This is a genomic window from Kineosporia sp. R_H_3, from assembly GCF_002198675.1.
Classification (GTDB): domain Bacteria; phylum Actinomycetota; class Actinomycetes; order Actinomycetales; family Kineosporiaceae; genus R-H-3.
Window position 1 is genome coordinate 25,925 of sequence record NZ_MWLL01000178.1, and the last position, 14,405, is coordinate 40,329.

Sequence of the window (14,405 nt, forward strand, 5' to 3'; positions counted from 1 at the left end):
GTGGCAGCACCACTGACGCGGGCCCCGCACCAGGGGCAGGATCTGCAGCGGGGCACCGGGTGGGCGACCCGGTGCCGACGGCTCGGCGGCCGACGCCGCGGGGGCCGCACGTGTCGAGGGCGGGTCGGGCGCGGGGGCGCCGGCCCGCCCTCGTCACGTCCCGGCGCCGCCGGTCAGGACGTCGGTCGCCGCGAGCGCACGGACGAACCGTTGCAGGTGGGGTTCCGTCGCACCGGCCGCCGCGGTCGCCACCTCGTGCGGCGTCCACCACCGGACGCCGCGCAGCTCACGCCCGTCCCACGTCAGGGGCGCCGCAGGATCGGCCCGCAGCACGTACCAGAGGCTCACGTCGACGTGGCTGTCCGGCCCGGTCGTCGACGTCCACGTGAGCAGCACCGGGCGGGGCAGCAGGAAGTCCGCCTCGAGGCCGAGCTCCTCACGGACCTCGCGCCGCACGGTGTCGGCCGGGTCCTCCCCGGGCTCCACGTGACCGCCCGCCGGGAGCCACAGCCCCGAGCGCCGGTGGTCCACGAGCAGCAGCCGCCGGGACGCAGGGTCCACGACCGCGACGTAGCCGACGAGGTGCGGGGCGGGCGTCGCGGGCGGCACCCGACGGAACACGTCGTCCGTCGACGCCAGCCACTCCAGTGCCCTGGCGTGGTGCTCGGCCGAGACGGTGTCGAGCACCGGGATGTGCTCGACGAGGGCGGCGACGGTCGCGGCGGTGGCTACGGGCACGAGCCGACGCTAACCGCGGGCCCCGACAGCCGATCCGCGGGAACCCGGTGCGGCAGCGCCGGTCAGTGCTGGGCGAGCATCGTCAGCGTGTAGCCGAGCGCTCCGATGAAGGCGAGGAACGCCAGGGTCCCGGCGCTCATGAGCAGGTAGGGCTTCGCGAAGGAGGGCTTGCGCCGGGTCGTCGTCGCGGTCATGTCGGTCTCCTGATGGACGAGGCTGCATGAGCGGTGGCACGCCCGACGGGGGGGGCGCTCTCCGAGGCTAGGCAGCGATCAGGCACCGGCGGCGGGACCTTCCTCCCGGCCGATCATGGCCGCAGCAGGTCAGCTGCCGCCGGCCTGCAGGTACGCGAGGACGGCGCTCACGCGCCGGTTCACGTCCCGGTCGTCGTAGAGCCCGAGCTTGGCGAAGATCGAGTTGATGTGCTTCTCGACGGCCCGGTGGGTGACGAAGAGCGCCTGCGCGATGGCGACGTTCGACCGGCCGGTGGCCACCGCCCGCAGCACCTCGACCTCCCGCTGCGTGAGCGTCGTGATCGGGGACGGTCCCGCCCCGGCGGGTGCGTCGTCCGGCTGCTCGGCCCGCCGGCGCACGAGCAGGCCCGCGACCTCGTCGTCGACGTAGGAACCCCCGGACGCCACCGCCTCCACCGCGGTGCGGAGCTCGCCGGGGTCGCTCACATGGTCCTTGAGGAGGTACCCGCGGCCCTGCGGGCCGGCCGCCATGAGCCGGGCCAGGTACGCCGGGTCGGCGAACTGCGACAGGACGACGACCCCGACCCAGGGGTGGCTGCCGCGCAGCCGCTCCGCGGCCGCGATGCCCTCGTCGCTGACCCCCGGCGGCATCCGGATGTCGGTGACGACGACGTCCCGCCCGCCCGGTGCGGCGAACACCCGGTCGACGACGTCGAGCAGCCCCTCGAGCGACGACGCGGTGCCCACGACCTCGAGGTCCGGCGTGAGGCCGAGCAGCGCCTCGACCCCGGCACGGACGACGGCGCTGTCGTCGGCCACGACCACGCGCGTCCCTGTCACGGTCGTGATCCTAGGGGCCTTCGGCGACACGCCGGGAGACCGGTGGCAGCGCAGTGGCGGGGCACGGTACGGGGCACGGTGGTGGCAGCACGATGGACCCCGCGCGGGCGGACCTGGATGATGACGCGGATGGGTGGGGATGTGATCAAGGTGCTCGTGGTCGACGACCACGCGCCGTTCCGCGCAGCCGTGGGGGTGCTGTGCATGGCCGACGGGGGGCTGGCGGTCGTCGCCGAGGCGGCGTCGGTCGCGGAGGCGCTCGAGGCGCTGTCCGCCGACCCCGACCTGGTCGTCCTCGACGTCAACCTGGGCGGGGTCGACGGCACCGAGGGGGCCCGCCGGATCCGCGCGCTGCGGCCGGGGCTGCCCGTCGTCCTCTGCTCGACCGCGGCGCTCTCGGAGCTGCCGCCGATCCCGGACGACCCCGGCGTCACGTTCGTCCCCAAGCAGAACCTCGACGCGCACGTCCTCCACGAGTGGTTCGACCGGTGCCGGCAGCACCCGGGGTGACCTGCACGACCGGGCCGGCCTGGCCGCCCCGGCGCCCGCTCACGGCCTCCGAGCGGCGGCTCCTGCAGATGATCGACAAGGGCTCCGTCGACGACCTCGTCGCCCAGGCCCTCCTTCTCGCGATCGTCGTGTGGGTCGGCTCGCCCTGGCTGTGGGTGGGCTGGGCCTCCCGGTGGCTCGCCCTCGCCGGTGCCCGGCTGGCCCGGCGCGAGATCCTCGCCGACCGGACGCACCGCGCGCTGTTCCTCCTCGCGGTCGGGCACGGGCTCGCCGGGATCGGGGCCGTCGTCTCCGTCCCGGAGGCCGCGCCGCTCGTCATGCTCGTCATGTTCGGCGACCTCACGCTCGCGGGGTACACCGACCGTGGCGCCCGCCGCGGCTACTTCGCCCTCTGCCTCGCCAACGCCGCGCTCGTCGCCCTCGTGAGCCTCGGCGACTGGTCGGACGTCGCCGACCTCGCCCCGCGCTGGCTCTACGTCGTCGTCCTCGGTGCGCACGGCCTGGCGACCGGCACCGTCGCTGCGCGGATCGCCCGCGAGACGTACACGGTGCTGCGGGACCGGGGGGACCGGCTGCGCGCGCTCGCCGCGCGCGCCCGGGACGCCGACCGGGAGGGTCAGCTCGAGGTCGCCCGGGCGCTGTCCTCCTCGACGGCACGCGACCTGGCCCGGCTCGCCGACGTCGTCGCGGGGCTGCGGACCGAGCGGGACGCCGAGCAGGTCCGCTCGGGGGCCGCGGAGGGCAGCGCGACGGCCAAGAACGCCCTCGCCCGGCTCCGGGCGCTCTCCCACGGGGTCTTCCCGGACGTCCTGCACCAGCACGGCCTCGGGGCCGCGCTGCGCGCGCTCGACCACACGGAGCGGGCCGACCCGGCCGCACCCGGCGTCGTCGTCGCGCAGGACGCGCAGACCCGGCTGCCCCCGGACGTCGAGTCCGCCTTCTACGCGCTCGTCGCCGCCTGCCGGCGCGCCCGGCCCGGGGCGGGCCTCACCGCCGCGATCCGGCAACGCCGGGGGTACGCCGAGCTGCTGCTGACCGGTGACGGGCCCGGCACCGGGTCGGACGGCGACGGTCTCGAGGTGGACGACGACACGCTCGCCGCGCTGACCGACCGGGTCGACGGCGTCCGCGGGACGCTCGAGGTGACCCGGACGGACGGCCGGACCACCGTGCACGCGGCGGCCCCGCTCGACGTCGCGCCGTCCGGGACGGACGCCGACCCGCAGGCCGTCGCGATCCTCACCCGGTTCATCTCCTCGAGCACGCTGCTGTGCGCGCTCGGGCTCGTCGCGACGAGCGCCGTGTGGGCGGTGACGCGGTTGCTCGCCGTCGGCATCATCGACGCGGTGCTCGTCGTGGTCATGGCGAGCGTCCTCGGTGCGGGAGCGCTCGAACGGCGTGGCCGGCGCGGTGCGGCGCTCGGGCTGCTGTGCTTCGAGACGGCCTTCGCCGGGATCGTCGTCAGCGCCGCCATCCCGGCCTTCGCCCCGACGGCCGCCCTCATCGTCATGCTGCCGCTCATCCTCGGGCTGCCGTACCTGTCCCGGCGCGCCCTGGAGGCGATCGGGGTCGCCCAGACGCTCATCGTCGTCGGGGTGATCTGCCTGGGGGTCGCGGAGACCGGACTGGTCGACGCGGCCCTCCTGCCGCAGTGGGTCTACCTGTCGCTGCTCGCGCCGACCGTCGTCGCGGTCGGCCTGCTCGTCGTCGTCGCGCTCGGCGAGGGCCGGGCCGCGGTCGACGCCTCGAACGAGCACCTCCAGACCGCGCTCCTCGACCTGCTCAAGGACATCGACGCGACCCGGCGCGGGATCGAGCGGGACCTCCACGACGGGGCGCAGCAGCATCTCGCGGCCCTCGCGATCCAGCTGCACGTCGCGGAACAGCTCGCGGCTCAGGCGGCGGCAGCCGGCACCGACGGACCGCGCCGCGGCCCCGGACCCCTTGCGCAGCAGCCGGTCCCGACCCCGGCGACCGGTGTGAGCACCCCGTGGCAGCGGCTCGGCGTCGTGCTGGACCGGGTCGCCGGCCAGGTCGAGCAGGCCCGCGAGGAGCTGGCCCTGCTCGTCGACGGGCGGTTCGGCGAGACGCTGCGCGAGATCGGCGTCGACGAGGCGCTGCGACGCTCGGCCGCGCTGGCCCGCCGCCCGGTGACGGTGAGCGCGCAGGGTGCGGACGACGTCCCCGCAGCGGCCGCGATGACCGCTTACTTCGTCTGCAACGAGGCCGTGCAGAACGCGACGAAGCACGCCGGCCCGGAGGCGTCCGTCGCCATCGACCTGCGCCTCGTCGAGGATGCGGACGGGCCCCGGCTGACGTTCCGGGTCAGCGACGACGGCCAGGGCTGCGACCCCGCCGTCCTGCACGCGGGCCGCGGGGTCGCCGAGCTCGTCCGCCGGGTCCGGGAGGCGGGCGGCGACCTCGTCGCGACGTCGGCCCCGGGCCGCGGCACCGCGCTCACCGGCTGGGTGCCCGCAGGCCCGCAGGTCGCCGCGGGCACCATGGTGGGGTGACGACGCCCCGCCTGCCCCGCCTGCTGCCGGAGACCCTCGACGCCGAGCAGCGCGCCGTGCACGACGCGGTCGCCGGTGGGCGGCGCGCCCAGGGCCCGCAGGCGTTCCGGCTCGTCGACGACGACGGTGCCCTCGCCGGCCCGTTCAACGCCTTCCTCCTGCAGCCCCGCCTCGGCCTGCCGCTGCAGGCGCTCGGCACCGCCGTCCGCTACGAGACCGCGCTGCCCGACCGGGCCCGTGAGATCGCGATCCTCGTCGTGGCGCAGGTGCACGGGTCGGCGTTCGAGCTCGCCGCGCACGAGGCCGTCGGCCGGGCCGCAGGGCTCACCGACGACGAGCTCCAGGCGTTGCGGGACAGCCGCTTCGACGGCTTCGAGGGCGACGAGCGGCTCGTCGCCGCGACGGCGCACACGCTCGCGACGGCCGGCGACCTCGACGACGACACCTACGCCCGCGCGGTCGCCGCGCTCGGCGAGGCCGGGCTCTTCGAGCTGCTCACGCTCGTCGGCTACTACGCCATGCTCGCGCTCCAGCTCCGCGTGTTCCGCGTCGACCCGCCGCGTCCCGCATGATGGGCGCGGACCGGGTCCGACCGGTCCGCGCACTCCCGCACTCCGCCGACCCGAGGGGCCGCCCCGATGCCGACCGCCGAGATCCGCCGCGACCGCTGGGGCATCCCGCACGTCCTCGCGCAGGACGCCGACGCGCTCGCGTTCGGGCAGGGCGCCGTCACGGCGCAGGACCGGGCCTGGCAGCTCGAGGTCGCCCGCCGGCGCAGCGAGGGCACCCTGGCCGCGGCGATCGGGGCGGACGGCACCGACTGGGACGTCCTCGCGCGCCGGATCGGCATCGACGCCCTCGCCCGGCGTGCCTACGCCGGGCTCGCCCCGGCGACGCAGCGGTGGGTCGACGCCTACGTCGAGGGCGTCAACCACGCCCGCGGCGCCGGGCTGGCGACGGCCCCGGAGCTCGACGCGCTCGACCTCGCCTTCGGGTCGTGGCAGCCCTGGACCCCGCTCGGCGTCCTCGCGGTGCAGCACGCGCTCTTCGGCGCCTACCCCTCCAAGCTGTGGCGCCGGCACGTCGCGGCCACCCTCGGGGACGACGCCGTGGCGCTCCTCGGCCGCGAGACGCCGCAGACCTCCGGCAGCAACGCGTGGGCGGTCACCGGCGCACTGACGAGCACCGGCGGCGCGCTCGTCGCCGGCGACCCGCACCGCGTCATCGAGGCCCCGGGGGTGTACCAGCAGGTCCACCTCGTCTGCACCGCGGCCGACGACGCGTTCGACGTCGTCGGGCTGGCCTTCCCGGGGGTGCCCGGCGTCCAGCACTTCGGGCACACCGGCCCCGCGGCGTGGGCGCTGACGAACGCGATGGCCGACGACCAGGACCTCTACGTCGAGCACCTGCGGCGTGACGGCGACCGGGTGCTCGTCCAGGACGCGGGCGCGTGGGTCGATGCACCGTCGCACCGGGAGCGGGTCGAGGTCCGGGACGGCACCGACGTCGAGGTCGAGGTCGTCGCGACCCCGCGCGGCCCGCTCGTCCTCGGCGGCCCCGACGAGGACGGCCCGGACGGCCCCGGGGTCGGCCTCGCGCTGCGGACGCCGACCCGCGTGCTCGGCGACCTCGGGCTCGAGGCGCTGCCGCTGCTGCTGCGGGCCCGGACCGCCGCGGACGTCGAGGCGGCCTGGTCGCACTGGGTCGAGCCGGTGAACAGCGTGCTCGTCGCGGACGCCGCGGGCCCGGTGCGCCGGATCGTCGCCGGCCGGGTCCCCGCCCGTGCGGCGGAGAACCGGACCGGTCCCGTGCCCGGGGACGACCCGGCGGCCGCCTGGACGGGCTGGGAGCCGCTGCCCGCCGTCGACGTCGCCGCCCTCGGCGGGTTCGTCTCGTGCGCGAACGACCGCCGCCCGGGCGACACCGAGCACCTCGGCTCGGACTTCGCACCGCCGCACCGCGCCCGCCGGATCACCGCGCTCCTCACCGGTCTGCTCGCCGGCGACGGCGACGGCGACGGCCGGGTCGGGCCGGACGACTGCGCCCGGATCCACGTCGACACCCGGCTCGGCTCCTTCGACGTGCTGCGCGACCTGGTCTCGGCGACGGCACCGGCGTCCGACCCGGCGGCCGCGGTCCGCGAGCGCCTGCTCGCCTTCGACGGCCGGATGGACGCCGGCAGCGCGGACGCAGCGCTGCTCTCCGCCTGGCGCACCGCCCTCGTCCGCCGGCTGGCCGACGACCCGGCGCTCGCACCGCTGCACCGCCCGCACGGCCGGCCCGCGCTGTACGCCTCCTGGCTCGACGTCCCGACCAAGGTCGGGCTGGCCCTGGAGACCCTCGTGCTCCGCGGCGCCGACCTCGGCCTCGACGTCCCCGCCGCCTCGGCCGCCGCGCTCGACGACGCCGCGGCCGTCGGCGACCGGGTCTGGGGCGACGTCCACGTGCTCGTCCCGGTCCACGCGCTGCGGCCCGGGCACCCCGCGGCCCCGGTCGTTCCACCGGCGGCCGTCGCCGGCGACATCGACTGCGTGCTCGCGGCGTCGTCCGTGCCGGGCGTGAGCGAGGTGTGCTCGCGCGGCCCGGTCGCCCGGTACGTCTGGGACCTCGCGGACCGTTCGGCGAGCCGCTGGGTCGTGCCGCTGGGCGCGAGCGGCCGGTGGGACTCGCCGCACGCGCTCGACCAGCTGCCGGTCTACGCGGCGGGCGACCTCGTCACCGTCGTCGACGACCTCGGGCAGACCCGGGCCGAACGGGTCGTCACGACCGGCTGACGCGGACGAGGAGCTTGCCGAAGTTCTTGCCGCGCAACAGGTCGACGAAGGCCGCGGGGGCGTTCTCGAGCCCGTCGACGACGTCCTCGCGGTACTGCAGGCGGCCGGACCGGACCCACTCGCCGGCCTCGGCGTAGAAGGCCTTGCGCTGGTCGGCGAACTCGCTCTGGATGAACCCGCGGATCGTCAGGCTCTTCGTGAGGACCGCGCGCATGGTGCCCGTGAGCCGGTCCGGCCCGGGGGCCTCGCCGGTCTCGTTGTAGTGGGCGACGAGCCCGCACACGGGGACCCGGGCGAACGGGTTGAGCAGCGGGAGGACGGCGTCCCAGACCGCGCCGCCGACGTTCTCGAAGTACACGTCGACGCCGTCGGGGCAGACCGCCGCGAGCCGCCCGGCGAGGTCCGGCGCCCGGTGGTCGACGCACGCGTCGAAGCCGAGGACGTCGCGGACGTACGCGCACTTGTCGGGCCCGCCGGCGATCCCGACCGCCCGCGCGCCCTTGATCCGCGCGATCTGCCCGACCGCCGAGCCGACTGCCCCGCTCGCGGCCGCGACGACGACGGTCTCCCCCGGCTGCGGGCGACCGATCGTCAGCAGCCCCGCCCAGGCCGTGAAGCCGGGCATCCCGAGGACCCCGAGCGCGGTGGTCGGCGGCGCGACGTCCGGGTCGAGCCGGCGCAGCCCGGTGCCGTCGCTGACGTCGTACTCCTGCCACCCCGAGTACGACAGCACGAGGTCGCCCTCGGCGAAGCGCCCGTCCCGGGAGCGGACGACGCGGGCCACCGTGCCGCCCTCCATGACCTGGCCGACCTCGACGGGGGCCGCGTACGACTTCGCCGCGCTCATCCGGCCCCGCATGTACGGGTCGAGCGAGAGGTGCTCGACGGCGAGCAGCACCTGCCCGTCCCCCGGCTCGGGGACGGGCACCGTCTCCAGCCGGAGGTCCGTGGGCACCGGCTCCCCGACGGGGCGGGCGGCCAGGACGATGCGGCGGTTCACGAGGTCGGTCACGCGCCCCATTCTCGCCGCGCCGCAGGCGGCCGACCGACCGAGCCGGTCACTGCGTCGCGGGCAGCCACTTCCTCCACACCTTGGGGTGCTCGTCGAGCCAGGCCTTGGCGGCCTCGTCCGGCGGCGTCCCCGCGTTGATCGCCCGGGCGACCTCGTTCTGGTCGGCGTCCGTCCACTGGAAGTTCTTGATGAGCTCGGCGGCCGGGCTGCCGGACTGGGCGAACGTGCGGTTCATGATCTTGTCGAGGTCGAAGGGCTGGTAGTCGCACGCGACCGTCTTCGGGTCGGCGTCGCAGCCGGGCGTGTACGGGGGCAGGGTGATGTGCGCGAGCGGGAGCTCGGAGAGCAGCCACTGCGGGGAGTAGAAGTAGCCCAGGAGCGGGGTCTTGTCCCGTTCGGCGGCCCGGAACGCCTTGATGAGCGCGTCCTCGCTGCCGGCGTACACGACGGTGAAGTCGAGCCCGAGGTTGCGCAGCAGCGGGCCGTCGTTCGTCACGAACGTCGGGTCGCCGCCGAGGAACTGGCCCTTGCCCTTGGAGTCCTCGGTCTTGAACAGCGGCGCGTACTTCTTGAGGTTGCGCCAGTCGGTGATGTCCGGGTACGTCTTCACCATCCACGGCGGCACGTACCACCCGATGACGCCCTTGTTGCCGGTCAGCCCGCCCTCGACGATGACGCGCTCGTCGTCGATGTACTTCTTCTTGAGCTCGTCGTGGCCCCAGTTCTCGACGATCGCGTCGGTGCTCCCGGCGGCGACCTGCTTCCACGACTCGTCCTCCGCGGCCTTGCGGATCTTCACCGTGCAGCCGAGCTCGTTGACCGCGAGGTACCGGATCACGGCGAGGTTCGCGTCGTACCCGAGCCAGGCGTTCGACGCGAGCGTCACGGTGCCGCACGCGGTCGGGGTCACGCCCGGCGCGGGTGCGACCGCGGGGGCCTGCCCGCCGCACGCGCCGAGCGCGAGGGCGGCCGCGGCGACCGGGACGAGCCGGGCGGCCGCGCGGCGCAGCAGGGTGGGTCGTGGCATGGCGGGTTTCCCTCTCCTGGGGCTGGTGCGGGCGTCCACGGCCGGCCGGGTCACAACCGGGCCATGGGTTCGGCGGCCTCGGCGAGCCGGCGCGTGATGAGCTCCTCGACGAGCGAGATGAGGACGGACTTCACCGACTCCCGGCTGCGCGCGTCGCAGCGCACCATCGGGATGTCGGGGGGCAGCTGGAGCGCCTCGCGGACCTCGTCGAGCCCGAACGCGGACTCGTCGGGAAACTGGTTGACGGCGACGATGAACGGCAGCCCGCGCTCCTCGAAGAAGTCGATCGAGGTGAAGCAGTCCTCGATCCGGCGGGTGTCGACGAGGACGACGGCACCGAGCGCGCCGTGGACGAGGTCGTCCCAGAGGAACGTGTACCGGGTCTGCCCCGGCGTGCCGAAGAGGTACAGCCGCAGCCCCTCGTCGAGGCTGATCCGGCCGAAGTCGAGGGCGACGGTCGTCGTGTGCTTGTTCGGGGTGCCGTCGAGGCGGTCGACCCCGGACGAGGCCTCGGTCATGTCGGCCTCGGTGAGCAGCGGCTCGACCTCGGAGACGGCCGCCACGAACGTGGTCTTCCCGACGCCGAAGCCACCGCTCACGACGATCTTCACCGACACCATCGGTGCCGAGTGGTCAGAGGGCGCGGACACGATCACGGATCCTTTCGAGCAGTCCCAACGAGATCTCCTCCACCTGGACCACGGACACCGTGCCGCTGTCGACGAGGTCGCCGACGAGCACCCGGACGACGCCGATCGGCTGGGCGAGCGCGACGGCGAGCTCGGCGAGCGAGGTGGGCCGGATCGTCAGCTCGACGATCCGCCGGGCCTCGAAGCGCAGCGTCCCGAGCGGGACACCCGGCACCGAGCGGACGAGGGACTCGATGCGCAGGTCCTCGCGGCTCGTCCGGGTCCGGCCGCCGGTGAGGAGGAACGGGCGGATGAGCAGGTCGTCGACGGCCCCGTCCGGCTCACCGTCGTCGGCGCCGTCCGGCACGGGCGCCGGCGACGTCGAGAGGTGACGTCCCGGGCCCGTCCCGGGCTGCTGCTCCGGCGGGCTCACGGGCGCAGCTGCCGCCGTGACGCCGCGATGAGCTCAGGCGTCAGCAGCGGCCCGAACCGCTTGGCGAGGGAGCCGATCTCGTAGCCGATGAGGCCGACGTCGCAGGCCCCCTCGGCGACGACACCGAGGCAGCTGCCGTCGGCGATGACCGACACGAGGAGGAACCCGCGTGTCATCTCGATCATGATGAGCTCGAGCCCGAGGAAGTCGTAGCGGCGCGACGCGCTGCGCCCCAGGCTCGCCAGGCTCGAGACGATGACCGCGAGGTGGTCCGCGTCGTTGCGCTCCAGCCCGTCGGAGGCCGCGATGAGCAGGCCGTCCGAGGAGACGGCGACGGCCTCCCGGACCCCGGCGGTCTCCCGCACGAAGTTCCCGAGCAGCCACCCGAACTGCTGGTCGGCGTGGGCACCGATGGTCATGACCTCTCCTCCGTCTGGGTACCGGTCACCCGCTGGTGCTTGGGGACGACCGGCACGGCGTCGCCGCCCTCCGGGGCGTCCGGCGTCGTGTCCTCGAACCCGCGCTGCATGCCGGACCTCAGTGCCGAGAACCGGTTGCCGAGCCGGCCGGGGGCCGACTCCTCCACGGGCACCTGCAGGACGGGCGGCCCGGCGGGCGGCGGCCAGGCAGCGCCCGGGCCGCCGCCCGGGCCGGAACGGCCCGGCACCCGGTCGGCCGGTGCCCGCCCCGAGCGGGCGGTGGTGCGGGTGCTCCCCGGGACGCGGACCCGCAGCCCGTTGCGGGTGCGCAGGTCCGGGGTCCCCGGCGGGACGGCGACGCCGGGGACCCCGGGAACCCCGGGGACGGCGTCCTGCCGGACCGGCCGGTCGCCGTCCGCGACGGGCGGTGCCCACGGCCGGTCCTGGGTCGCCGGCCGGTCCTGGGTCGCGGCCGCGGGTGCGGGTGCGGGCCGGTCCGCCGGTACCGGCTGGGCGACCTGGGCGGCAGGAGGCGCGGGCGGCGGCGGGTACGTCATCCCGGTCGGGGTGGCGGGCGCCGCCGGAGCGGGGACGTTGAAGATGCTGCCGGGCGGGCGGACGGGGATCGGACCGGTCCCGGCGGCGGCGCGGCCGACCGGCTGCGCCGCGGGGTCCGCGATGGGGCCGGTCCCGGGTGCCGGTGCGTGGACCGCCGCTCCGTCGCGGATGTCGACGACGACGCGGTCGTCGGTGCGGCGGTCCTCGGCGTAGCGGTCGTCGGTGTAGCGGTCCCCGGCGGGCGGGGTGGCGTGCGCCCCGGACGCCGCGGGCACCTGACGGGCCGCGGCGGCGGCCTCCTCGTGCCGTTCCCGGACCGCCGTGAGGTCCACGGGGCCGGTGACCGTGGCGGTCACGGTGACCGGCACGCTGCGCGGCGCCTCGTGGGCGCCCCGGGCGTGGTCGGTCGCGCTGACGACGTGCCCGGACTCGATCTGGCCCGGCCGCACGAGCAGCGTGTCCGGGATGTGGATCCGGGCCGTCACGCCGGTGACCGGCGACGGCAGGAGCTCGACCCGGACGCCGGCCTGCTCGGCGAGACGGCCGACGACGTAGTGCCCGAGGAACCGCGACGGGGTCACCATGAAGTCGCCCTCGCCGCGCAGGCGGCCGTTGGCGTCCTCGATGTCCTCGGGGGTCATGCCGATGCCCTGGTCGACGACGGCGATGAGGTAGTCGTCACCGAGCTGGCGACCGACGACCTCGACCTCGCAGTCCGGCGGGGAGAAGCGCAGGCCGTTCTCGATGAGCTCGGAGAGCAGGTGCGAGAGCGAACCGATGACGGCTCCGGAGACGAGGGTCTCGTCGACGCGGCGCAGCGCGACCCGGCGGTAGTCCTCGACCTCGGAGACGGCGGCCCGCATGACGTCCGCGATCGGCGCGGGCGTCGTCCACTGGCCGGGGCTCTGCGCACCGGTGAGCACGAGCAGGCTCGACGCGTTGCGTCGCATCCGGGTCGCGAGGTGGTCGAGCTCGAAGAGGTTCGCCAGACCCGTCGGGTCCATCTCCTCCTTCTCGAGGTTGGAGATGAACCGCAGCTGCTTGCGCACGAGGTTCTGGTTGCGGCGGCCGAGGTTGGTCAGCGCCTCGAGCGTCGCGCGCCGCTGCAGGGCCTGCTCGACGGCCAGCCGGTAGGCGGCCTCCTGGAGGTGGTTCAGGGCGGAGACGACGGAGCGGATCTCGGCGCTCGCCCGGCGCGGGGCGGCGACCGGTGCCGGCCTCGGCGGTGCGGGCTCGGCGCCGCCGCCGGACGGGTCGAACGCGCGCAGCCGCAGCATCGCGGCCGGGAGCCGCTCGTCGGCGACCGTCTCGGCCTCGGCGGCCAGGTCGGCGAGCGGGCGGCTCACCGACAGCGAGGCGAGGACGGCGAGGTAGATCGAGCCGCCGACGCAGAGGAGGACGACGACGAGCAGGCCGCCGAGCCGCAGCGTGGCCTCCCGCTGGAGCTCGAACGCCCGCAGCCGGATCGTCGACCCCACGTGCTCGCGGAGCGTGCCCATGTCGTCGAGGACGGTCGTGTGCGCCGACCACCAGGACTGCGGGTTCACGACGACGGGCCGGCCGTCGGCAGCGAGGACCGCGACGTCCTCGAAGTAGTCGACGACGCGACCCGCACCGGTGTCGAGGAGGTAGCGCGCGGACGCCGTCTCCCGGGTGCCGGCGACCGCGAAGTACCGCTTCCACGCGTTCGCCTTCGAGGCACGCATCTCGGCGAAGGTGACGAACTCGCCGCGGCGGAAGCCACCGGCGGAGAAGACGCCGGACAGGAAGGCCCGTTCCTGGGCGGTGGCCTCGGACGCGTCCTGGAGCGCGGTCAGCACCGCGACGCCGGCGGCCAGCTCGGTGTCGCCGACGTCGGACAGCCCCAGGTCGAGCTGGGTCAGGCCCGCGATGCGGTCGGTGTAGAACGTGAAGGTCGCCTGCCGCGCGGCCGCTCCCGAGTCGGTCGCGGAGCGGACGGGCCCGAGGCCGTCGAGCGAGCGGAGCGCACCGCGGACCCGTGCCTCGACGTCACCGGAGCCGGCGACGAGCGCCGCGAGCTCGCGGCGCTGGGTGTCGACCGCCGCCCGGACGCGGGTGAGCTCGTTCGTGAAGCTCTCGTTGCCGCCGAGCACGAGGGAGGCGACACCACGCTCGTCCTGGAGCACGCCGACGAGCGACTGGACGCCGAGGGCGATGCCGACGGCGCGCGACGTCGTCTGCGACTCGCGGTAGTCCCGGACGGGCTGCGCGGCGACGAGCGCGAGGAGGAGGACGACCGCGGCGAGCGGCAGCGCGAGGATCCGGGCCATCCGCCCCCGCATCGTCCGGGCCCGACGTCGGGGTCGTTCACGGCCGGCCCCGTCGGGCGGGTCGGCACGCTCCTCGACGTCGATCGCGATCGTGCTCGCGGTTCGCTGACCCACCGCGGGGTCTCCCTTCGGCCGTCGGTCCTGGACACGACGACCGGTCGGCCGACGCGCGGACGCATCCCGACCGCGGAGGGTTCAGCACTCTCCACGGCCACGTTCGTGCGGGTCGCGCCTGGCCAGGTCGCTCCGGTCCGGGGTTCTGGGGACCGTCCACTCGTGTAGCGTCCGACACTCGCCGTACGCCCACGTCCCGCTACAGCGCGTTATGTTGGCACGGGACAGAGCGGTATAGGTACGGATTTACAAGATCAAAATGCCTTCTTGTCAAAAAGATGTGCCATGTTACGTCACGGGTGCTGTCACATGCACGGTGCGTGACCGAATCCCTCTCGATGACACTCTGTGTC

The 14,405-nt window shown here is 75.3% G+C and carries 13 protein-coding genes; 4 read left to right on the top strand and 9 right to left on the bottom strand.

The genetic code is table 11. The features are described 5' to 3' along the window. Nucleotides 1–153 precede the first annotated feature (153 nt). From ECOMGDLI_RS19535 to ECOMGDLI_RS19540, 3 genes are all read right to left on the bottom strand, one after another. Nucleotides 154–738 carry an NUDIX hydrolase gene (locus ECOMGDLI_RS19535; protein WP_088318561.1) on the bottom strand — a complete coding sequence of 195 codons (585 nt, stop codon included), beginning with the start codon at nucleotides 736–738 and terminating at the stop codon, nucleotides 154–156. A gap of 62 nt (nucleotides 739–800) precedes the next feature. Then, nucleotides 801–932: a hypothetical protein gene (locus ECOMGDLI_RS36310; protein WP_255396006.1), complete on the bottom strand. Its 132-nt coding sequence runs from the start codon at nucleotides 930–932 to the stop codon at nucleotides 801–803. A gap of 129 nt (nucleotides 933–1,061) precedes the next feature. Then, nucleotides 1,062–1,772 (bottom strand): response regulator transcription factor, encoded by a 711-nt coding sequence (locus ECOMGDLI_RS19540; protein ID WP_088318562.1) that lies wholly within the window; start codon nucleotides 1,770–1,772, stop codon nucleotides 1,062–1,064. A gap of 129 nt (nucleotides 1,773–1,901) precedes the next feature. Here ECOMGDLI_RS19540 and ECOMGDLI_RS19545 point away from each other — a divergent pair, with 129 nt between their 5' ends. The 4 genes from ECOMGDLI_RS19545 (at nucleotide 1,902) to ECOMGDLI_RS19560 (ending at nucleotide 7,569) form a co-directional block, all read left to right on the top strand. Continuing rightward, nucleotides 1,902–2,282, top strand: a complete 381-nt coding sequence (locus ECOMGDLI_RS19545) for a response regulator (protein WP_158221070.1) — start codon at nucleotides 1,902–1,904, stop codon at nucleotides 2,280–2,282. Continuing rightward, the gene (locus tag ECOMGDLI_RS19550; protein WP_088318564.1) at nucleotides 2,279–4,795 is read left to right on the top strand and encodes an ATP-binding protein; all 2,517 of its coding nucleotides are present in this window, start codon (nucleotides 2,279–2,281) and stop codon (nucleotides 4,793–4,795) included. Before ECOMGDLI_RS19545 ends, ECOMGDLI_RS19550 begins: the two co-directional genes overlap by 4 nt. Then, the gene (locus ECOMGDLI_RS19555) at nucleotides 4,792–5,367 is read left to right on the top strand and encodes a carboxymuconolactone decarboxylase family protein (protein ID WP_088318565.1); all 576 of its coding nucleotides are present in this window, start codon (nucleotides 4,792–4,794) and stop codon (nucleotides 5,365–5,367) included. Before ECOMGDLI_RS19550 ends, ECOMGDLI_RS19555 begins: the two co-directional genes overlap by 4 nt. Before the next feature lie 66 nt (nucleotides 5,368–5,433). Continuing rightward, nucleotides 5,434–7,569, top strand: a complete 2,136-nt coding sequence (locus ECOMGDLI_RS19560; RefSeq protein ID WP_088318566.1) for a penicillin acylase family protein — start codon at nucleotides 5,434–5,436, stop codon at nucleotides 7,567–7,569. Here the strand turns inward: ECOMGDLI_RS19560 and ECOMGDLI_RS19565 are convergent. From ECOMGDLI_RS19565 to ECOMGDLI_RS19590, 6 genes are read right to left on the bottom strand one after another with little or no spacing between them, the layout of a single operon-like run. Continuing rightward, nucleotides 7,556–8,590: an NADP-dependent oxidoreductase gene (locus ECOMGDLI_RS19565; RefSeq protein ID WP_143447801.1), complete on the bottom strand. Its 1,035-nt coding sequence runs from the start codon at nucleotides 8,588–8,590 to the stop codon at nucleotides 7,556–7,558. The two genes, ECOMGDLI_RS19560 and ECOMGDLI_RS19565, sit on opposite strands and share 14 nt — an antisense overlap. 37 nt (nucleotides 8,591–8,627) lie before the next feature. Beyond that, a complete protein-coding gene (locus ECOMGDLI_RS19570; RefSeq protein ID WP_088318567.1) occupies nucleotides 8,628–9,608 on the bottom strand; it encodes an ABC transporter substrate-binding protein in 981 nt (326 codons plus the stop codon). A 50-nt stretch (nucleotides 9,609–9,658) separates the two neighbouring features. Further along, nucleotides 9,659–10,258 (bottom strand): ATP/GTP-binding protein, encoded by a 600-nt coding sequence (locus tag ECOMGDLI_RS19575; protein WP_233153543.1) that lies wholly within the window; start codon nucleotides 10,256–10,258, stop codon nucleotides 9,659–9,661. Continuing rightward, on the bottom strand, nucleotides 10,242–10,670 hold the full coding sequence (locus tag ECOMGDLI_RS19580; protein WP_198955020.1) for a DUF742 domain-containing protein: 429 nt from the start codon (nucleotides 10,668–10,670) through the stop codon (nucleotides 10,242–10,244). The genes ECOMGDLI_RS19575 and ECOMGDLI_RS19580 overlap by 17 nt, the downstream gene beginning before the upstream one ends. Continuing rightward, nucleotides 10,667–11,089, bottom strand: a complete 423-nt coding sequence (locus ECOMGDLI_RS19585) for a roadblock/LC7 domain-containing protein (RefSeq protein ID WP_088318569.1) — start codon at nucleotides 11,087–11,089, stop codon at nucleotides 10,667–10,669. Before ECOMGDLI_RS19585 ends, ECOMGDLI_RS19580 begins: the two co-directional genes overlap by 4 nt. After that, complete coding sequence (locus tag ECOMGDLI_RS19590) at nucleotides 11,086–14,052, bottom strand: nitrate- and nitrite sensing domain-containing protein (protein WP_088318570.1); 2,967 nt, start codon at nucleotides 14,050–14,052, stop codon at nucleotides 11,086–11,088. Before ECOMGDLI_RS19590 ends, ECOMGDLI_RS19585 begins: the two co-directional genes overlap by 4 nt. Between the last annotated feature and the right edge of the window lie 353 nt (nucleotides 14,053–14,405).